Here is a 19,982-nt window from a genome sequence, read left to right on the forward strand (position 1 = left end):
TAAGGAGTGTGGATTATGCAAAAGTTAAATCGAAAGAATTATAAAGAATTTCGTATCTACCCTGAAAAGATACTTCAATTTGGGGAAGGGAATTTTTTAAGAGCATTTGTTGACTGGCAAGTTCAGATCTTAAACGAGAAAACTGATTTTAATGGAAGTGTTGTTATAGTGCAGCCTAGGGGATCTGGAAAGATAGAAAGGCTTAATCGTCAAGACGGATTATTTACACTTTATTTACAGGGAATCAGGGATGGTTACCCAGTCAACGAACATATGGTGATTGATTCAATTAATCGCGGAATAAACCTTTTTAATGACTATCAGGCATTTAAAGAGTTGTCTGAAAAGAAGGAACTTCGTTTTATCATAAGCAATACGACTGAGGCAGGCATTGCTTATGATCCTACGGATAAATTAACCGATCAGCCTCAAAAGAGTTTTCCCGGAAAATTAACTGCCTTCCTATTTCATCGGTTCAAGGCTTTTTCCGGAGACCCAAAACGTGGCTGTATCATTATTCCGTGTGAACTAATTGAATATAACGGGACGATACTGAAGGAACTTGTACTAAAATATGCGCAGAACTGGAACCTTGGAAGCGAGTTTATCAATTGGATCGAGCAAGCCAATACATTTTGCTCAAGCCTTGTTGATCGAATTGTACCTGGATTCCCTTCGGATACCTATAGTGAAAAAACGGAGGTGCTTGGCTATCAGGATGAACTAATGGTGGTAGGTGAACAGTATCATCTTTGGGTTATTGAAGGACCGGAATCCATTAAACACGAGCTTCCCTTTGATGGAACAGGACTAAATACGTTAATTGTAAAGGATTTATCTCCTTTTCGAACACGTAAAGTTAGGATTCTAAATGGAGCACACACTGCAATGACGCCTATAGCTTATTTATCCGGATTAGAAATTGTTGAAGATGCCGTGAGTGACAAAGAAGTAGGTTCCTTTATCAGAGAACTAATTATCGAGGAAATTATCCCTACACTAGAAGGAAATACTGCAGACCATGAAAACTATGCTGAGGAAGTCCTAACTCGTTTTGCAAATCCATTTATTAGGCATTATTTAATGAGTATATCCTTAAATTCAACTTCTAAGTTTATTACAAGAAATTTACCTACTTTGATTGAATACATAGAGAAAACAAATGTACTTCCTCCGAGAATGGTTTTTGCTTTGAGCTGCCTTATCTATTTTTACCGAGGGAAAAGGGGAGAAGAAAATATCAGTTTGCAGGATCAAACTGAGACACTGGAATTCTTTAAAACTACTTGGGAAATGTATGAAAATAAGAAAATAGACTTAAATATGCTGGCTGAAAAAGTACTTAGTGAAAAGAAGATTTGGGAAATGAATCTTAATACGATTTCAAATCTAAAAGACACCGTAACAAAACACCTTAGTCTTATCGAACAATTTGGAGTAAGGAATGCATTAATAGAATTATCACTAACATCGATTCATAAATAAGGAGGACAGGGATAGATGAGAGATTTCCTCAAGATACATGGTAACGATAATATTATACTTGCTTTAAAAGATTTTAAGAAAGACGAACAGCTAAATGTTAATGGAGTTTCGATTCAAATAAAAGAAATGATTTATAGAGGACATAAAGTGGCAATTAAAGAGATCGTGGAAAATGAAGATATCATAAAATACGGATACCCGATTGGCCATGCCTTGACTCGAATTGCAACTGGCGAACTTGTCCATACTCATAATACGAAAACCAATTTATCAGGCACTGAAGAATATCACTATCATCCAGTTCAAACTACAAATCCATATAAAAATGAAAATCGAACATTTAGAGGCTATCGACGTGAAAATGGGTCAATCGGAATTCGAAATGAACTTTGGATCGTACCGACAGTTGGGTGTGTAAATGGAATTGCAGAAAAAATTATTAAACGCTTCGAAAAATACATAAGAGACTATAACCCTTTTGATAATGTCCTAGTTTTGAAGCATAGTTATGGATGTTCCCAGCTGGGTGATGACCATGAAAATACTAAACAGATTCTAGTAAATGCGGTTAACCATCCAAATGCTGGAGGAGTTCTAGTTTTAGGGCTTGGCTGTGAAAACAATGAACTACCGGAATTTAAAAAAGCTCTACGTAATGTAAATGATAATAGAGTTAAATTTCTAAGTTCACAGGCTGTAACAGATGAGATTGAAGAAGGTTTTAAGTTAGTATTGGAACTCTTTGAAGCAGCAAAAAAAGATAAAAGGGAGGATATACCTCTGTCAGAATTAAAAGTAGGTCTAAAATGCGGCGGTTCTGACGGTTTCTCTGGCATCACAGCTAATCCACTTCTAGGCAGATTTTCTGACTTCCTTATTGCTCAAGGGGGCACAACAGTTCTTACCGAAGTTCCGGAAATGTTTGGCGCAGAAAAAATTTTAATGGAACGTGCAGTCAATGAAGAGGTATTTCATAAAGTCGTCGGCTTAATTAATGATTTTAAAGACCATTTCCTACAACATAATCAGCCAGTTTATGAAAACCCATCGCCTGGAAATAAGGCAGGTGGGATCACAACTCTTGAAGATAAATCACTAGGATGTACACAAAAGGCTGGCACGTCAATGGTTGTCGATGTTTTGAAGTATGGTGAGGTCCTTAATACAAAAGGACTAAACCTTCTTAGTGCACCAGGAAATGATTTAATTGCTTCTACAGCCCTTGCTGCCTCAGGATGTCAAATGGTTCTGTTTACAACAGGAAGGGGAACTCCATTTGGAACTTTTGTTCCGACAGTTAAAATATCTACAAATACCCAAATTTTTGAAACAAAACCTCATTGGATTGATTTTAATGCCGGTACATTATTGGAAGATCATTTTTCGGCAGAGCAGGTCCTGAGTGATTTTGTTGATTATATCGTCAAAGTGGCAAGTGGTGAAATGGTGAATAACGAAAAAAATGACTTTCGTGAAATCTCTATTTTTAAAAGTGGAGTGACATTATAATTTTGGGTTACTCATTTTCTAAAAAACTTGAATTCTAGCAAAAAATAATTGTTATAGTAAGTGTATTTTCCAAGGAGGAAATCATGAAAAAACTAGAAATTATTACGAAGCTTACAGATTGTGGTGTAGTTGCAGTTGTTAGGGCAGATTCAAAAGAAGAAGCCATACAAATATCTGAAGCCTGTGTAAAGGGTGGGATTAATGGGATTGAAGTCACTTTTACCATTAATGAAGCAGAAATGATTATTAAAGAACTTACCTCCTGTTTCGCCGAGAACACTGAAGTTGTTATCGGTGCAGGAACCGTACTTGATGCAGCGACAGCAAGAATTGCCATTTTAGCTGGAGCCAAATTTATTGTAAGTCCATGCTTTGATAAAGAGACTGCAAAGCTATGCAATCTATACCAAATACCGTACTTGCCTGGTTGCATGACCATTACGGAAATGAAATTAGCTTTGGAATATGGGGCTGATGTTATTAAATTGTTCCCGGGAAATGCGTTCGGCCCGGATTTTATCAAAGCAGTGAAAGCTCCTCTTCCACAGGTCAATATTATGCCAACAGGGGGCGTAAGTCTCGAGAATGCAGACCAGTGGATTAAAAACGGGTGTGTGGCAATTGGAGTAGGCGGAAATCTCATAACTCCAGCCAAAACAGGAAAATACGAAAAAATCACAGAATATGCAAGTAAATATGTCCAAAAAGTTCAAGAAGCAAGAGAGGATTTACAATGAAGAAGGTTGTAACACTTGGAGAAATTATGCTTAGATTTTCGACTTTTGCAGGGGAACGGCTTTCACAATCTGGACAGCTCAAACTAAATTATGGAGGAGCTGAAGCCAATGTCGCGATTTCCATGGCTCATTTTGGATATAATGCTTTTTTTGTTAGCAAAATTCCTGATAACCAATTAGGGCAAGCAGTTGGAAGTCATTTAAGGTCGCACGGTGTGAAAACGGACTATATGGTAATAGGTGGAGAACGACTTGGCACATATTACCTTGAAACAGGGATCGGGGAACGAAGCGCTCATGTTACCTATGATAGAAAAAATTCCAGCTTTTCTATGATGAACGCGAATGAAATAAAATGGGATGAAATTTTTAAGAATGCTTCTTTATTCCATGTTTCAGGAATTACATTAGCATTGTCACCCGAACTGAGAGAATCGGTATTAGTAGGAGTAAAAAAAGCAAAACAATTAAGCGTCAAAACGAGTTTTGATTTCAATTACCGGGCAAAACTTTGGAGTCAGCAGGAAGCTAGGGAAGCCATATTGCCGTTACTTCCTTATATCGATATTTGTTCGTTCGGTGAATTAGATGCCATCTTTTTATTAGGTCTCGTTGAAGCGGATCAATCACTTTCACAGACTCAAAGACTCATTCATTATTATTCTAAGTTTACTGAGATATATCCGAATATTCAGTTTATAAGTTCTACGTTCAGAAATGTAATTTCAGCATCAACAAATCAATTACAAGGTAATCTGTTTGTACAAGGGGAACTTTATCAGTCCAAAGTACATTATATTGATCCTATCGTCGATCGAGTTGGCGGTGGTGACGCCTTTGCAGCAAGTATTTTAACAGGGATACTGGAAGAATATGATCCGCAGGAGGCCGTTTCTTTTGCAACAGCAGCCTCGGCGCTGAAACACACTATTCATGGTGACTGTAATTTGTTCACAAAAGAGGAAGTATTTCGATTTGCTGAAAGTGCCCCTGGGAAAATTGTTCGTTAATTATCTTAATAAATTGAAGGTGAAGGAGATATGGAAGATGGAAACACGTTATGCGATTCATCCAGAAGATATGAAAAAATATACAACTGAAGAGTTAAGAAGAGAATTTTTAGTAGAAACACTTTTTGAGCCAGGGCAAGTCCACATAATCTATACTCACAATGACCGTATGATTTTCGGAGGTGTTACACCGACTGAATGCGAATTGACTATAAAACTAAACAAAGAATTAGGTGTTGAGTATTTTCTCGAGCGTAGAGAACTTGGAATTATTAACATTGGAGGTGATGGTTCTGTCATCATTGATGGGGCTGAATATGGTATGAAGGCTCGAGACGGATTATACGTTGGAAAGGGAACAAGAGAAGTATTGTTCCGTTCAAACGATCCTAGCAATCCGGCTAAATTCTATATTAATTCTACTCCGGCTCATCATATATATCCAGCAGTTAAAATTGATATCAATAAAATTGTACCTCTTGAAACCGGTGAGCCTGGCACATTGAACGAGCGTAAAATATACCAATACGTACATCCGAATGTGTGCGAAAGCTGCCAGCTTCAAATGGGATTAACGATGTTGTCCCCAGGCAGTGTATGGAATACCATGCCATGCCATACACATGAACGCCGGATGGAAGTATACCTATACTTCGATATGGAACAAGAAACACGAGTATTTCACTTTATGGGTAAACCGGATGAAACAAGACATTTAATTATTAACAACGAGCAAGCGGTCATCTCGCCAAGTTGGTCAATACATACAGGGACAGCAACAAACAACTATACCTTCATTTGGGGTATGTGCGGAGAGAACATCACTTATACGGACATGGATTTTGTAAAAATCGAAGATTTGAGATAATAATTTGAATAAATTTTTGGAGCGGAGGTTATCAAAGTGTCTAATGAACTAAACACTTTTTCACTAGATTTTTTCAGCCTGAAAGGAAAAGTTGCGATTGTGACCGGGGGCAATAAGGGGCTTGGGCAGGCGTACGCTGTTGCATTAGCCAAGGCAGGGGCAGATCTATTTATAGTTGCACGAAGTGGTGACTGGCTGGAAAGTAAGAAATTAATTGAAGAGAGCGGCCAACGTGTGGTATTTTTCCAAGCAGATTTAAGTGACAGGACAAAAGTAAAACAAATAGTTTCAGAATGTATTAAGGAATTTGGCAGAATTGATATTCTGGTGAATAACGCGGGAGTTATCCGCAGAGCACCGCTATTAGAATACAAAGAGGAAGATTGGGATGACGTCATGGAAATTAATCTTAATTCTTTGTATCTCCTCAGTCAAGAAGCAGCGAAGCGAATGGTCAAACAAAAATCGGGAAAAATCATCAATATTGCTTCTATGCTTTCATTCCAGGGAGGTAAATTTGTTCCTCCTTATACAGCCAGCAAGCATGCTGTAGCCGGCCTTACAAAGGCGTTTGCTAATGAATTGGCCGAGCACAATATTCAAATCAATGCCATAGCACCTGGATATATTGCTACTGATAATACCGCACCAATTCGTGCCGACGAAAAACGCAATGGGGAAATTCTTTCTCGTATACCTACCGGACGTTGGGCTAGTCCAGCAGACTTGATGGGTGTTGTAGTGTTCTTGGCTTGTGAAGCATCTAACTATATGAACGGACATGTGTTAACAGTTGATGGAGGATGGCTTGCCAGATAACCCCGCAAGTGAAATTTTAAAAAATCAAAAAGTCGCACCAGATTTTTTGGTACGGCTTTTTGAAAATGAAAGAGGTGTATTTTTGTGAATTTAGGGATCAGAGCCCATGATATCGAAACAAATAATTTAGAAAAACTCGTTAATGATATAGCCGCTAAAGGATTGACCGGAGTTCAGCTTGCACTAAACAAGTCCTTGCCGGCATTCTATTCAGGAATTGGAAGTCTATCCTCTGATATTGCCAAACATATTGGAAATGCCTTTTCTGATAAAGGGCTTCAAATTGCCGTTTTGGGCTGTTATTTTAATATGATTCATCCAGACCAAATAGAGAGAAAAAAGGGGATGGATCGTTTCAAAGAGTATCTAAGATTCTCAAAGGATTTTGGCTGCAGCGTTGTGGCGACAGAAACGGGTAACGTCAATGCAGAGATTGTGTATACAAAAGAAAACTTTAAAGAAAAGCCTTTTATGGAAGTAGTTGAAAGTGTTTCAGAACTAGTAAAAGAAGCGGAAAAATTTGGTGTCATTGTCGGAGTAGAAGCGGGAGTAAATCACCCAATTTATTCTGTCCAAACGATGAAGCGTCTTTTAGATATGATTGACTCTCCCAATCTCCAAGTTATTTTTGATCCGGTTAATCTATTGACCATTGATAACTATAAAAATCAGGAGGAAATTTTTGAAGAGGCATTTAAGATATTGGGAGACAAAATGGTTATTTTCCATGCGAAAGACTTTGTTATTAAGGGTGGCTCACTAAAACAAGTGCCTGTGGGGCATGGTTTGTTAAATTACGATAAGCTATTTAGTTTAATAAAGGATAAAAAACCAAATATAGATATTTTAATAGAAGGAACAAAGGAACCCTTCATAGAAGAAAGCATTGACTATTTGAGACGGAAACAAGAATAAAAATAAGTTCACTTTCACGGTATTTTTTTCTATATTATCCCAATATGAATGTAATATAATAAAAATATGTTAGAAATTGTTGCTCATGGAACGGCTGTAGTAGTCGAGAAAATATGATCGGAAAAACTTTGAAATTTCAAGGTTTTTTTATTTCACTTTTTATAGAATTAAATATAAATAAAAAAAGTGCGGACAATTTTACAAGTAAACCGTACGAAAAATCCCCATAAAGAAAAGCTTTTCGTATCTAGTAAAAAATACTGGCATCTTTTTAGGATGCCGGACATTTTTCTTATTAAAAAAATAATTGTGCATCCAGAGAACACTAGTTCTATAAACTCATAGAATTGGTCTAAAATTAGAAAAAACAAAATTTAGTTAATAATTCAACTATCGAATGATAGATAAATAGGATTTTTTATTTGAAGAGAGGCAATTTGAGGGGGAATATATTTGGTTCACTTAAACAGGGGTTATAAAACTAAAGATCTGAGAGTTTCAGTCTCTTAGTTTGCTTCGTCTTGAATGGTACGATATTCACTTTTTGAGACGCTATACCAGTCTGTCCTGTTTTTGATGATGACGTTTTTGTTGATTTTGTAAACATCGATTTCCTCTTTTTGATAAACCACTTCATAAACTGGGTGTTTGTTTTTTGGAAACGGCATTTTCACTGTATTTTGATGTCTTTTTGTCACTGCCTTGATAAATCGCTTGCTCACCATTTTTTCTTTTCCGTTAATGGTGACAGTTTCTGTTTTCGAACAAGCTGTTATCGCCAGCCCCATCATAAGTACACAAAAAAAGATCATGATTTTCTTCACCTGTTCACCTCGCTTTAAAGTTCCACTAAATATCTGAAAACTTAAGCAAAATATTTCGCTCTTTTTCAACTCTTTCATTCAAATGTATGTGGGTGGTCTACGGTAAATGATAGGAGAGGAAGGAAACTCACAAGCCAAAAGAAGAAAGTAAATCAACATGAATGGATGAAGGAAAACAAATCTTTTTTATGAACTTGTTTAGTGTCCCTGTCAACTGGAGACGTTTAAGTTTTATAATCTTTATGTAACTTACTAGCATCTCAAGTTTTGCCAATTACAAACTAAACATGTAGAAGTGGCAAGTATTTTGAATTAAAGATGTCTAATTCAAAAATGTTTTTGCTATTTAAAATAAACATTTTCTAGTCCGACCTTGATTTCGTAAAAAATATTTTTGCGAATTCGTGGTCTTTTTTATGTTAAACCGTTATCAATCTAGTGATTTTTATTCAGTCTTTTGAGCCAAATTAAATTGACTCACTCTTTAGTACTACAATTATAAAGAAATGACCTAACTTGTTCAGCGCTTATTCCTATTTCAATGCATTCTAATAACAAATCTATCCAGTTTAAATCTGTTGAAATTTTTTCTTGTTCTGATTGCATAGTAAAGCCCCCCTTGAATAATGAATGTATTAATGGTGTATTAAATCATTAATATGAATGTTTCCTCCGTCTATCTACTTTAACTAGTAGTTTCTTTATTTTTGTTAGCATCTTGATCATTCGACTTCACCGTCATTTTACTTTTGTTCTTTTTGTCGAAAATTCTCTTTCTAATATTACGAAATTTTGTAATAATCGTAATATTGATTCCTTCTTTTTATAATACTGTCACGGAAATACTTTGTATATTGGGGGAATATTGATAAAATTAGTTTTTTGCATTCGATCTAAATCGATAAATTTGATTATCGAAGACGTTATATATACAAAAAATAGAGGGTATTTTAGATTTTTCACTAAAAAAGTACTAATTTTTAGCCATATATTATATTTTTTGATTAAAAACATTCTAATAATATCGGGCAATTTAGTAAGAATTCCGAATAATTTTTTGATTTTTTAAAAAAAAATATAATTTCCAAAATATACATATTATTTAAAGGCGATTCAGTGAAATTTATTTATTTAGAAATGATCGCCACAAAAGTATTTGACGGCTATGCTCCTGGTGATAGTTTGAAAAATACGTGATGAACCATGTGGAAATCAGTTAATTTGTACACATAGCAACTAGCCAAATGTAATATTTCTAGCAATACAGAAATTAATAGGAATTGGAGGATTAAAAAGAATGCTGTTACCAAACAGTTTGAATGCAAAAGAGGACCAGTAGCCTTCTGATTCTAACTTGATCAATAATGAAACACATCGTAGAAATGTATTAGTTGGAAAAGGTTGAAGCAATTGTCTTATACAGTCGAAAGGTATAAAACCTTAACTTCAATTAAGAGTGCTACAGTAATAAATGAGAGGGCCGGAAACTTATTTTGTAAGGTCTTATTATTAAAATTACGGATATATTTCTAATAAGTAGGTAAACAATTTTTTTAATGGGAAACTTTCGTTAAGCGGTGTAGTAGTAGATGAGCCAAGTACGATATATGGAAAATATGCTGATGAAAGTAGCCTGGTACTACTATAAAGAGAGCTTAACTCAAAATAAATATTTATGGTTGGCCTAGTTTGGAGAAGAGCTGTTTCCAGACCAATTGAATATTTGAAAATCGAACCCTTAGTCATATTTCAGTTGTAATCTTAACTGGGGGAGTTCTTTACTATCTTCATAATCGCCGTCAAAAAAAGGGCGGTTTGGAAAAGTTTCAGGATATACATGTGATTCCTGCTCCATTTTTGGCTTCAACCGAAGAAATGACAGGAAAATTTTTATCTAAACTTTCAATAAAAGACATTCCGAGGTGGCTAAATCCACAATATAAATCATTGTTGGTATTGTCGGTATTTATCCTGATGCCACGATTATTCAGGAAGAAAAAATGACCATGAACGAACTGACATTTATTAAACAACCGAATGAAGCCAGCGATATTTTAGGTCAATTTTACGATCAAAATGGTAAAATTATTGATTTGCCACACCAAAAAAGGCTAATCGGCACGGAGTTGATGAGTCTAAGAGCCTATGAGCCTTATATGTTATAGCCGTGTCTGGCGGAGAGAAAAAAATTGAGGCCATCTACGGAGCTTTAAAAGGTAAGTATATTAAGGTGTTAATAACAGATGAAGCTACAGCTATTTCATTACTCAATATGGAGGTGAAATAAATTAATGGCGTATATTCTGGCATTTGATGCTGGTACTGGTAGTATTCGCGCTGTTTTGTTTGATCAATTAGGAAATCAAGTTGGGTTTTCACAAATAGAATGGAACCATTTATCAAATGATAAGTATCCAGGATCTATGGATTTTGATTGGGAAACAAACTGGAAGTTAGTCGTTCAGTGTGTAAAGTCTGTTATTGAAGAAACAGGAGTAGACGGTAAAAAAATAAAAGCGATAAGTGCAACGAGTATGAGGGAAGGAATTGTCCTTTATGATGAAACGGGTAAGGAGATTTGGGCTTGTGCAAATGTAGATGCTCGAGCTTCGGATGAAGTCAAAGCATTAAAGGAATTAGATCCTGAATTAGAATACAAGATTTATAGGTTAACAGGTCAAATGTTTGCATTAGGGGCACTGCCAAGGCTTTTGTGGATAAAAAATCATTTACCAGGCATTTATGAAAAAGCCACTGACATGACAATGATTAATGATTGGATTCTTTATAAATTGTCAGGGAAACTTCAAGTGGATCCTTCAAATGGGTGTACTACAGGGATATTTGATATTGAGAAAAGGAATTGGGAAAGTGATGTAGTAAAAATGTGCGGACTAAAAAATAATTTATTTCCTCCGGTAAATGAAGCTGGTACCGTTATCGGTTACGTAACGGATGTAGTAGCAGCGTACACAGGTTTGAATTCAGGAACTCCGGTTATTTGTGGAGGCGGAGATGCTCAAATGGCTTCTGTTGGTGTTGGTGCGGTAAAAGCGGGGCAAGCTGTTGTATCAGGTGGATCATTTTGGCAACAGGAAGTCAATGTGAAACAGCCTTTAGTTGACAAAAGTGGCCGTATACGGGTTAACTGCCATGCAGTGCCTGAATTATGGCAGCTAGAAACCATTGCTTTTTTCCCCGGGCTTGTAATGAGATGGTTTCGTGATGCATTTTGTGATTTGGAAAAAACAGAAGCAAAAATGACCGGTCGAGACCCGTATGAAATTTTAGAAGAAAAGTCAAAAAATGTTCCAATTGGGGCAAATGGGATTATTCCTATATTTTCAGATACGATGAATTATAGCGCTTGGCGTCATGCATCTCCATCATTTATTAATCTCACTCTAGATCCTCTAAAGACTGGTAAAAAAGAAATGTTTAAATCGATTCAAGAAAATGCTGCGCTTATCACACTAGGAAACTTAAAGATTATAGAAGAAGAAACTGATTATTATCCAAGTGAAGTTATTTTTACTGGTGGTGCTTCGAAAGGAAAACTTTGGAGCCAAACCCTAGCAGATGTCCTTGGAGTACCAGTGAAAGTACCTGTAGTTAAAGAAACAGCAGCACTTGGCACCGCATTATTTGCGGGGATTGGCATAGGAATTTATGAGAATATCCATCAAGCAGTTAAACAAGTTGTAAAGTGGGAGAGGACGCATATACCTAACAATGAAAATCATAAACAATACCTAAAAATCTATGAAAAGTGGAGAAGTGTATATTTAAAACAGCTTCAACTTGCTGATCGTGGTTTAACCACGCATATGTGGAAGGCACCTGGTCTGGAATAATGTGAAAGGGTGTGAAGGGATGAAGAAAGTTCACGAAAATGACTTCGATTATCGGTTTGGCGACAACGGGCCGAAATATTTAACAAAAGGTCCAAATATAGATATTGGTGTGGTTGTATTGAAACCAGGTCAAGACTTCCAAAACCATTATCATACAGTTTGCGAAGAAATTTTCTATATCCTAGAAGGGCAGATAGATTTCTATATTAATGGTAATAAAGTTCCTACAATACCAGGTGATATGATTCAATGCCGACCAGGAGATGCACATTACCTCATCAATCAAACTGACAAAATCTTTAAAGCCCTCTTCATTAAATCTCCGCATATTTTGGAAAGAGATGTTGTGAATATAAAGAATCCAGAAATCAAGTTAAGGAGTGAATAGATAGTGAGCTGGGGATTTCAAAATCGATTAAACAAAATCTTACCAAATAAGAGGGCTGTAATGCTTGCGATAGATCATGGCTATTTCTTAGGGCCAATAAGAGGTTTAGAAAAGCCTGAAGAAACTGTCAGAGACTTACTTCCATACACGGATTCACTATATTTAACAAGAGGTACACTTGCAGCATGTATTCCGAAAAATACGGAAAAACCAATGGTTCTTCGTGTTTCGGGCGGTCCTACAACGTTAGGGAAGGATCTAGCGAATGAAACGATTGTTACTTCAATAAAAGAAGCAATTCGCCATAATGTTGTTGGTGTAGGGGTTTCGGTTTTTATTGGATCTGACTATGAAACTCAAACAGTAACAAATCTAGCTCAAGTTGTAACTGATGCTCATGATTACGGAATACCTGTACTTGGAATTACTGCAGTTGGAAAAGAGCTTGAAAAACGGGATGCCAGGTTCTTAGCATTAGCTTCAAGAGTTCTTGCTGAAATGGGAACCGATATTGTTAAGACTTATTACTGCGACGACTTTGAACAGGTAACAAGTAAGTGCCCGGTTCCAATAGTTATTGCAGGTGGCCCCAAATTTGATACAATTCGTGAAGCACTAAAAATTACGTATAATGCTATGGAGCAAGGTGCAGCTGGTGTGGATATGGGAAGAAATATTTGGCAATCTCAACATCCACTTGCAATGATCCAAGCGATACATTCCATCGTTCATAAAGGATTCACAGTAAATGAAGCGGTAGATTTATATGAATCTTCTTCAAAAGTAAAAGCTTAATATGTGTTAAAAAAGCAAACCTTTTACAATACCACCATAATGCTACGAACACAGTATCAACAGAAGTGATTAGTAAACAAGGCTTAAAGTTACGACAAGTCCAAAAACAATAACTGTGTCACAAAAATAATTAATCAATTAAGAAAAGTGTAGGGATGTAAAAATTTCTTACACTTTTTTAATGGTTTAAAAAATGTTACTAACGGACTATTTTTATTAGTTGTATAAGGTGATGATTCTAAACTAGTTGATACTTTGGTGATACGGTCAAACAAATAAACTAACTGACGTTTAGCAAAAATGGTGGAGCTAAAATTCCATCTTTTATATGCCCATTCTAACGAATTAATATTTAATTTTAGATACAGGTATTAGTTGATCAATGTTTTAAATGGTAATTAGCTTAAAATATCGTAGAATATTTTGTTTAATCTCCTTTACCTTTCGCTTGAAGTCAATTTTATAATAACCATATCGATGTCTTTAAACGCTCCTAAAATTTCAGTATTTAAAAAAAATACTATATTTATATCTAAAGTTTTGGTAATATAATAAAAAAGTAGTTTGAAAGAAAAAGTAATTAAAATCATTCTTCTTAATTTTTCATCATTGTATGAAACGAATAAAAAAATGTCCACTAGGTTATTTGTATAAGTTAGAATTACAAAAAGGATTTAGTCGTATTATCATTTAAGCTAGCTAACTTGGTACGAACTAATGTTCATCTACATATTGATGAAGGCGTTTTCAATTGTGAATAAGAAAAATCAAAATATAGCAATGAAGTAAAACTAAGAAAAATAATGATGATGATTGGGGAGAAGAAGATGAAATTCAAGGCAAAAAATATAGCTGAATTAGGGGAACATGTCTTTTTTAAGAATGGAATTAAAGGGATTGTTGAAAAGGTCAATGAAAATACAGTTATTGTAAATATAATCGATAATAAAACGGAATTGGTGTTTGAAGGAAACAGAACAGTTGTATCACACAAAAATTATCAAGTAATTGATGATGTATGAAGGAAAAAGGAAAGTCAGTTATACATGAGTTATAAAATATTTTAAACGAAAATTCTAAATATTGAAAATGTAAGCGTTTTCTGATATACTGAATAGTAGGTTGGATGGCATGTGTGGCCATCATCGTATTTGGCGTAGGTGGGGCCAGTACTCGGGACGGATTAGATAGGTTTTGTGATGTGAAAATGTAACGGGTTGATAAGATGTAATAGAGTAACAATGAAATTGTTGCTTATGGAACGGCTGTAGTAGTCGAGAAAATATAATTAAAAAACCTTGTAATTACAAGGTTTTTTTATTTTAATTTTTATAGAATTAAATAAAAAATAAAAAAAGTGCGGACAATTTCACGCACAAATTTACAAGAAAACCACACGAAGAGTTCTCTTTTTACTTGTCCTTAAATAACAATAAGTTTTAAAAAAAGAAATGTCGATATTTAATTTCTGCTATTTCTATATTAATTCAATTACTTAAACAGGATGAAGTTATTGGCGGTTAGCGTTTTCTTAAAAGAAGTCTAAAAACTCTTGAAATATTAAATCTGATAGACTAGTATATTAATATATAATAAATTAAATATTAATTTGTTAACAATTAGTTAAGATGCCTTAGGGCTTAATAGGGAATCTGGAGCATTACCAGAACTGTCCCCGCAACTGTAAGTGTGGACGAAATAGACAAACCACTGAAACGTTTATATGGACGTTACGGGAAGGGTCTAAAGTAGGAAGATACACAAGTCAGGAGACCTGTCTTAGCTTTTAAAGTTTCGAGTTCTTCGGGGGTTGAGAAGATGAAACGTTTGGACAAAAAGGATTATTTATTAACTTTCTTTGTGCTGGCGTTTTATCCGTTCAACTTATGTTGAACGGATTTTTTCGTTTTAATGATTCTAAATCATTTTTTTATGCCTCTAGAAGAAACAAGTCTTTTTAAAAATTGAATAGATTAGGATTGGTGCACAATGAAAATTGTGCTTAATAGGGAAGTACGGTTTAAATCCGTCACGGTACCCGCCACTGTAAGGGGAGTTCATTGCAGATGTCACTGAAGGAATTTGGGAAGACGCAATAGAATGATGAACCTAAGTCAGGAGACCTGCCTTTACCTAATAGCTTCAATCAACCTACGGGAACATAGGTAGAAGTGCTGAACTTACATCGCTATTTTTTGTGTGTATATATTCTGCACCCCTATGTTCATAGGGGTGCTTTTTTTATGAAAAAACGAAAGGGAGTGTGTGACATGACTACTTGGAATTTACAAGGAACGAAACACCATGTTTTCATTTGTAACGGCAGCAGCTGTATGAGAAAGGGTGGGGAGGAAGCGACACAAGCAATACGGAATGAAATCACCAATTTAAGCTTAGATTCAATCATACATACTACAAGAACGAGATGCAATGGGAGATGTAAGGATGCACCCGTTGCCATCGTCTATCCTTCAGGGACTTGGTATAAAAACGTAACCCCAGAAGTGGGAACTACGATTGTAAAGCGTCATCTGGCGGAAGGTCATTGCCTTCAGGAGCATTCGATCTATCAATATTCCGAAGCTGGATTCATACATCCAGAAGGGTCGGAATGCATCGAAGGAATACAAAAAGCGGTTAAAGAAAAGATTTAACAGCGGATAGTAGCTGGATTCTAGTTTGAAATTGTGAAAGGTGGCGTAATAGTGTGAAAGGCAAATTATTGGTAATTGGTTTTGGCCCTGGTGATGAAAAACATATTACCGGACGGGCAAAGGAAGCCATCCAAGAAAGTGATATCATCATCGGATACAAAACCTACGTTGATTTAATCAAGGGATTAATAGCTGGAAAGCAAATCATCAGCACAGGAATGACAGAAGAAGTGAGCCGTGCCCAAGAGGCTGTGAAACAAGCTGAGCTCGGTTACACGGTAGCTGTCATTTCGAGCGGTGATGCCGGTGTATATGGAATGGCAGGACTTGTTTACGAAGTGCTAATTGAAAAAGGCTGGAAAAAAGACTCAGGGGTAAAAGTAGAGGTGGTTCCTGGCATTTCTGCCATCAACTCCTGTGCTGCTTTATTAGGCGCGCCGGTCATGCATGATGCCTGTACGATTAGCTTAAGTGACCATTTAACACCTTGGAGTTTGATCGAGAAACGAATCGAAGCGGCAGCTCAAGCTGATTTTGTCATTGCCCTATACAATCCAAAAAGCGGGAGAAGAACACGGCAGATCATGGAAGCACAAAAAATTCTATTAAAATATCGCTCGCCAGACACCCCTGTAGGATTGGTAAAGAGCGCCTTCCGTGATAGTCAAAAGATCGTCTTAACCAATTTACAAGAGATGTTAGATCATGAAATTGGCATGTTAACCACCGTTTTAATAGGCAACTCTTCAACATTTTTCTACGATGAATTAATGATCACTCCGCGTGGTTATCAGCGGAAGTATACATTAAATCAGGCAATTCAGCCTTTGAAACCGCATCAGCGACTGCAAAAGGAAGCCGAACCATGGGCACTGGAGCAAATGGAAGATGTAATGCCGATAAACAAGAAACCAGTCACCCCAACCTCAGTGAAAGAGTCGCCAAGAGAGTTGGCTGAGGAAGCCTTGCAAATGAACCTTGGTGAGACCTATGGACGAAACCAAGATTTAATTGTGAAGCAAGACTTTCAATCTATTTTTGAGGTAGCGGTCAGCCCTGGTGTCGTCAATAAAAAATTTACCGCGCATCAGATGGTTATTCTTTCCGAAATTGTCGGAGAAGAAGGAGTCATGGAATACACACAAGACCATTTTATGAAGCTGCAAATTTTAACCTCTAAGCCTGATGAGATTATTAAAAAACTAACTACAGCCAACTTTTTAATTGCTCCTGTTGGCGACGTATTAACCGTAAAAGCATGTGATTTTTGTGACGGAGAAAAGAAGGATTCCATTCCTTATGCCGATGAGCTACAAGTAAGGCTTGGTGGCATAGAACTCCCAAAAGAACTGAAGCTTGGTGTGAATGGCTGCGGCATGGCCTGTTATGGAGCCGTAAAAGAAGATATTGGCATTGTCTACCGTAAAGGAGCGTTTGATTTGTTTTTAGGAGCCAAGACAGCAGGAAGAACCGCTCATACTGGCCAAATCGTAGCTGAAGGAATTGCACCGGACAAAATTGTCGGAATCATAGAGGGGATTGTTCAAGAGTACCAACAAAAGGCCTATCCAAATGAACGTTTCTATAAATTTTTTAAACGGGTCAAAGAGGTTCAAGGTTTTGTGTATCAGGATATCACACCAAACCTTAAAATCGAAGCGGCTGTTTGCGGGGAATAAAGGAGAGAAGACTAGCGGTAATTGGAAGGTAAGGCATTTAAAAAACAAAGGGGAGGAAATATTTTGAGAGCAATTTTATTTGTGGGGCATGGAAGTAAAGATCAAGAGGGAAATCAGCAGGTTCGTGAGTTCATCCGTGAGATGAGTAAGACTTGGGAAAGTTCTTTTCTGGTCGAGACGTGTTTTTTAGAATTTGAACGACCAACAGTGAATCAGGGCATCGATCTATGTGTAGAGAAAGGGGCCGACCATATTGTCGTGATTCCGATCATGCTCTTACAGGCAGGACACTCCAAAATTCATATTCCAGCAGCTATTGATGAGGCAAAGAATAAATATCCGCTTGTTCAATTTACTTATGGTCGGCCAATTGGTGTTCATGAGGAAACATTTGAAATTCTAAAAACTAGATTAATGGAAATTGGCGAGAATGTAGAAACCATCGAAGACGATACGGCTGTCCTTTTGTTAGGACGTGGCGGAAGTGATCCCGATGCGAATAGTGATTTATATAAAATTGCTAGATTACTATGGGAAAAAACAAACTATAAAATCGTCGAACCTGCTTTTATGGGGGTGACCAATCCTTTAGTGAACGAAGGGATTGAGCGCTGTATTAAACTTGGAGCAAAAAAAGTAGTAATCCTGCCTTACTTTCTATTCACTGGCATCCTGATTAAACGCTTAGAAGATATGATGGTACCTATTCAAAATCAATATCCCGCTGTCGAAATTCGGTTGGCTGACTATTTTGGTTATCATCCAAAATTACAGACGATTTTAATAGATCGGGTGGAAGAAGCTCTCCGTGATGAGGTGAAGATGAACTGCGATACTTGCCAATATCGTCTTAATGTGATGGAACATATCGATCATCACCACCACCATGATCATGACCACGATCATCATCACGACCATGACCATCACCATCATGACCATCACCATGATCACGAACATGCGGTGCAAAAGGCTGGAGATAGAGGATGATCTTCGTGTTAGCCGGAACAAGTGATGCAAGAGCCCTTGCTTTAGAAATAAAAAAGGAAGGCTTCGATTTCCTTGCCTCAGTAGTCACAGAAAATGCAGCAGTTGAATTAAGGGAGTCAGGGATACGTGTTCAAGTAGGAAGATTAACGGATACAGACATGGTGAGGTTGATTGACACAAAAGGGATTCTAGCGGTTGTCGATGCCAGTCATCCGTTTGCTGAAGAAGCTTCCAAAAACGCAATCAAGGCGGCCGAAACGGCGGGAATCCCCTATGTTCGGTATGAACGGGAGTCACAAAAATTCCAATATGACAAAATGAAAGTCGTCGAAAGCTACGAGGAAGCTGCCGAGCTTGCATTGGCCAATAAAGGCGTGGTAATGCTGACGACAGGCAGCAAGACGCTTCAAATTTTCACAGAAAAACTATTAGGTAACCCGGACATTCGCTTGATCGCCAGGATGCTGCCTCGTATAGATAATATGGAAAAATGTGAGCAACTAGGACTGCCGCAGAAAAATATTATTGCGATCCAGGGCCCATTTTCAAAAGAGTTCGACAAAGCCCTATATAAGCAATATGGCGTGAACTTAATGGTGACTAAAGAGAGTGGGAAAGTCGGATCGGTCGATGAAAAGGTGGAAGCAGCCAAGGAACTGGGGATTGAGGTTATCCTTATTGGCCGCCCGAAACTGAATTATGGCACGGTATATACTAATTTTATCGATGTCATCGCAGAATTACATAAAAAGATTGGTTCCACACCAACGTTACAACAGAACAATCATTTTAATACAGGAGTGAGATAAATGGATTTTCGTACCGAATTTAAACCCTTAACCGTCCAGCCGGAACAGATTGAAGGTAGAAGTTTTGAAATGATTAATGAAGAAATTGGTGAGCATCCTTTTACCGAGGAACAGTATCCAATTGTCCAGCGTATCATCCATGCATCCGCTGATTTTGAACTCGGGCAAAGCGTCCTCTTCCATCCTGACGCAATTCAGTCCGGTATTCGGGCGATTCGGAGCGGAAAAATGGTAGTTGCAGATGTTCAAATGATTCAAAGTGGGGCAAATAAATCGCGAATTCAAAAATTCGGTGGAGAAATCAAAGTCTATATTTCCGACCCAGATGTCATCCAGGAAGCCAAACGGCTGAATACAACAAGGGCGATTATTTCGATGCGAAAGGCGATCAAAGAAGCAGATGGCGGTATTTTTGCCATTGGGAATGCCCCAACCGCCTTACTCGAACTTATCCGCCTAATTAAAGAAGGAGAAGCAAAACCTGGTCTTGTCATTGGATTGCCTGTTGGGTTTGTTTCTGCGGCTGAGTCAAAGGAAGAACTAGCTAAGCTCGATATCCCATTCATCACCAATATTGGCCGTAAAGGTGGCAGTACCGTGACCGTTGCCGCATTAAATGCCATTTCCATTATGGCTGAACGGGGATAAC

20 protein-coding genes and 2 riboswitches are annotated in these 19,982 nt (G+C 37.1%); of the genes, 18 read left to right on the forward strand and 2 right to left on the reverse strand.

Features of this window, described 5'->3' with window-relative positions:
• Positions 1-15: 15 nt before the first annotated feature.
• The 7 genes from AN960_RS00510 to AN960_RS00540 all read left to right on the forward strand — a co-directional run bounded on the left by AN960_RS00510 (position 16) and on the right by AN960_RS00540 (position 7,343).
• A complete protein-coding gene (locus AN960_RS00510; protein WP_056465431.1) occupies positions 16-1,485 on the forward strand; it encodes a tagaturonate reductase in 1,470 nt (489 codons plus the stop codon).
• 15 nt (positions 1,486-1,500) lie between these two features.
• The gene (locus AN960_RS00515) at positions 1,501-2,994 is read left to right on the forward strand and encodes a UxaA family hydrolase (protein WP_056465433.1); all 1,494 of its coding nucleotides are present in this window, start codon (positions 1,501-1,503) and stop codon (positions 2,992-2,994) included.
• Between the two features lie 83 nt (positions 2,995-3,077).
• Positions 3,078-3,731 (forward strand): bifunctional 4-hydroxy-2-oxoglutarate aldolase/2-dehydro-3-deoxy-phosphogluconate aldolase, encoded by a 654-nt coding sequence (locus AN960_RS00520; RefSeq protein WP_056465435.1) that lies wholly within the window; start codon positions 3,078-3,080, stop codon positions 3,729-3,731.
• Entirely contained in the window at positions 3,728-4,741 is a 1,014-nt protein-coding gene (locus tag AN960_RS00525) for a sugar kinase (protein ID WP_056465437.1), read from the forward strand. Before AN960_RS00520 ends, AN960_RS00525 begins: the two co-directional genes overlap by 4 nt.
• A gap of 37 nt (positions 4,742-4,778) precedes the next feature.
• Entirely contained in the window at positions 4,779-5,609 is an 831-nt protein-coding gene (gene kduI, locus AN960_RS00530) for a 5-dehydro-4-deoxy-D-glucuronate isomerase (protein ID WP_056465439.1), read from the forward strand.
• A gap of 36 nt (positions 5,610-5,645) precedes the next feature.
• The gene (gene kduD, locus AN960_RS00535) at positions 5,646-6,428 is read left to right on the forward strand and encodes a 2-dehydro-3-deoxy-D-gluconate 5-dehydrogenase KduD (protein WP_056465442.1); all 783 of its coding nucleotides are present in this window, start codon (positions 5,646-5,648) and stop codon (positions 6,426-6,428) included.
• A gap of 84 nt (positions 6,429-6,512) precedes the next feature.
• Positions 6,513-7,343, forward strand: a complete 831-nt coding sequence (locus AN960_RS00540) for a sugar phosphate isomerase/epimerase family protein (protein ID WP_056465444.1) — start codon at positions 6,513-6,515, stop codon at positions 7,341-7,343.
• A gap of 506 nt (positions 7,344-7,849) precedes the next feature.
• Here the strand turns inward: AN960_RS00540 and AN960_RS00545 are convergent.
• The gene (locus AN960_RS00545; protein WP_156339576.1) at positions 7,850-8,167 is read right to left on the reverse strand and encodes a hypothetical protein; all 318 of its coding nucleotides are present in this window, start codon (positions 8,165-8,167) and stop codon (positions 7,850-7,852) included.
• 477 nt (positions 8,168-8,644) lie between these two features.
• On the reverse strand, positions 8,645-8,773 hold the full coding sequence (locus AN960_RS24250; protein ID WP_156339577.1) for an anti-repressor SinI family protein: 129 nt from the start codon (positions 8,771-8,773) through the stop codon (positions 8,645-8,647).
• A 1,349-nt stretch (positions 8,774-10,122) separates the two neighbouring features.
• Here AN960_RS24250 and AN960_RS25405 point away from each other — a divergent pair.
• From AN960_RS25405 to AN960_RS00590, 11 genes are all read left to right on the forward strand, one after another.
• On the forward strand, positions 10,123-10,332 hold the full coding sequence (locus tag AN960_RS25405; protein WP_502692491.1) for a sugar-binding domain-containing protein: 210 nt from the start codon (positions 10,123-10,125) through the stop codon (positions 10,330-10,332).
• Positions 10,333-10,334: 2 nt separating this feature from the next.
• Positions 10,335-10,454 (forward strand): sugar-binding domain-containing protein, encoded by a 120-nt coding sequence (locus AN960_RS25410; RefSeq protein ID WP_502692480.1) that lies wholly within the window; start codon positions 10,335-10,337, stop codon positions 10,452-10,454.
• 4 nt (positions 10,455-10,458) lie between these two features.
• Entirely contained in the window at positions 10,459-12,021 is a 1,563-nt protein-coding gene (gene lsrK / locus AN960_RS00550) for an autoinducer-2 kinase (protein ID WP_056465447.1), read from the forward strand.
• 19 nt (positions 12,022-12,040) lie between these two features.
• Positions 12,041-12,409, forward strand: a complete 369-nt coding sequence (locus AN960_RS00555; protein WP_056465448.1) for a cupin domain-containing protein — start codon at positions 12,041-12,043, stop codon at positions 12,407-12,409.
• A gap of 3 nt (positions 12,410-12,412) precedes the next feature.
• On the forward strand, positions 12,413-13,204 hold the full coding sequence (lsrF, locus tag AN960_RS00560; protein WP_056465450.1) for a 3-hydroxy-5-phosphonooxypentane-2,4-dione thiolase: 792 nt from the start codon (positions 12,413-12,415) through the stop codon (positions 13,202-13,204).
• A gap of 827 nt (positions 13,205-14,031) precedes the next feature.
• A complete protein-coding gene (locus tag AN960_RS00565) occupies positions 14,032-14,226 on the forward strand; it encodes a DUF2187 family protein (RefSeq protein ID WP_056465451.1) in 195 nt (64 codons plus the stop codon).
• Positions 14,227-14,813: 587 nt separating this feature from the next.
• Positions 14,814-15,000: riboswitch (cobalamin riboswitch) on the forward strand.
• A gap of 167 nt (positions 15,001-15,167) precedes the next feature.
• Positions 15,168-15,349: riboswitch (cobalamin riboswitch) on the forward strand.
• Between the two features lie 125 nt (positions 15,350-15,474).
• Positions 15,475-15,858 carry a (2Fe-2S) ferredoxin domain-containing protein gene (locus tag AN960_RS00570; RefSeq protein WP_056466994.1) on the forward strand — a complete coding sequence of 128 codons (384 nt, stop codon included), beginning with the start codon at positions 15,475-15,477 and terminating at the stop codon, positions 15,856-15,858.
• Positions 15,859-15,911: 53 nt separating this feature from the next.
• Positions 15,912-17,537, forward strand: a complete 1,626-nt coding sequence (gene cobJ / locus AN960_RS00575) for a precorrin-3B C(17)-methyltransferase (protein WP_056465453.1) — start codon at positions 15,912-15,914, stop codon at positions 17,535-17,537.
• 63 nt (positions 17,538-17,600) lie between these two features.
• Positions 17,601-18,524 (forward strand): sirohydrochlorin chelatase, encoded by a 924-nt coding sequence (locus tag AN960_RS00580; RefSeq protein ID WP_056466997.1) that lies wholly within the window; start codon positions 17,601-17,603, stop codon positions 18,522-18,524.
• Positions 18,521-19,333: a precorrin-6A reductase gene (gene cobK / locus AN960_RS00585; RefSeq protein ID WP_056465455.1), complete on the forward strand. Its 813-nt coding sequence runs from the start codon at positions 18,521-18,523 to the stop codon at positions 19,331-19,333. The genes AN960_RS00580 and cobK overlap by 4 nt, the downstream gene beginning before the upstream one ends.
• Positions 19,334-19,981, forward strand: coding sequence for a precorrin-8X methylmutase (locus tag AN960_RS00590; protein ID WP_056465457.1), 648 nt, complete (start codon positions 19,334-19,336; stop codon positions 19,979-19,981).
• Position 19,982 lies beyond the last annotated feature (1 nt).

The sequence above is a fragment of the Bacillus sp. FJAT-25509 genome (genome assembly GCF_001420605.1).
In the GTDB taxonomy this organism is placed as follows: Bacteria; Bacillota; Bacilli; order Bacillales; family Bacillaceae_G; genus Gottfriedia.

What these genes read in the sequence shown, in the direction of transcription:
- AN960_RS00510 (WP_056465431.1), top strand. Translation starts at nt 16, where the DNA reads ATGCAAAAGTTAAATCGAAAGAATTATAAAGAATTTCGTATCTACCCT.
- AN960_RS00515 (WP_056465433.1), top strand. Translation starts at nt 1,501, where the DNA reads ATGAGAGATTTCCTCAAGATACATGGTAACGATAATATTATACTTGCT.
- AN960_RS00520 (WP_056465435.1), top strand. Translation starts at nt 3,078, where the DNA reads ATGAAAAAACTAGAAATTATTACGAAGCTTACAGATTGTGGTGTAGTT.
- AN960_RS00525 (WP_056465437.1), top strand. Translation starts at nt 3,728, where the DNA reads ATGAAGAAGGTTGTAACACTTGGAGAAATTATGCTTAGATTTTCGACT.
- kduI (WP_056465439.1), top strand. Translation starts at nt 4,779, where the DNA reads ATGGAAACACGTTATGCGATTCATCCAGAAGATATGAAAAAATATACA.
- AN960_RS24250 (WP_156339577.1), bottom strand. Translation starts at nt 8,773, where the DNA reads ATGCAATCAGAACAAGAAAAAATTTCAACAGATTTAAACTGGATAGAT.
- lsrK (WP_056465447.1), top strand. Translation starts at nt 10,459, where the DNA reads ATGGCGTATATTCTGGCATTTGATGCTGGTACTGGTAGTATTCGCGCT.
- AN960_RS00555 (WP_056465448.1), top strand. Translation starts at nt 12,041, where the DNA reads ATGAAGAAAGTTCACGAAAATGACTTCGATTATCGGTTTGGCGACAAC.
- AN960_RS00565 (WP_056465451.1), top strand. Translation starts at nt 14,032, where the DNA reads ATGAAATTCAAGGCAAAAAATATAGCTGAATTAGGGGAACATGTCTTT.
- AN960_RS00570 (WP_056466994.1), top strand. Translation starts at nt 15,475, where the DNA reads ATGACTACTTGGAATTTACAAGGAACGAAACACCATGTTTTCATTTGT.
- cobK (WP_056465455.1), top strand. Translation starts at nt 18,521, where the DNA reads ATGATCTTCGTGTTAGCCGGAACAAGTGATGCAAGAGCCCTTGCTTTA.
- AN960_RS00590 (WP_056465457.1), top strand. Translation starts at nt 19,334, where the DNA reads ATGGATTTTCGTACCGAATTTAAACCCTTAACCGTCCAGCCGGAACAG.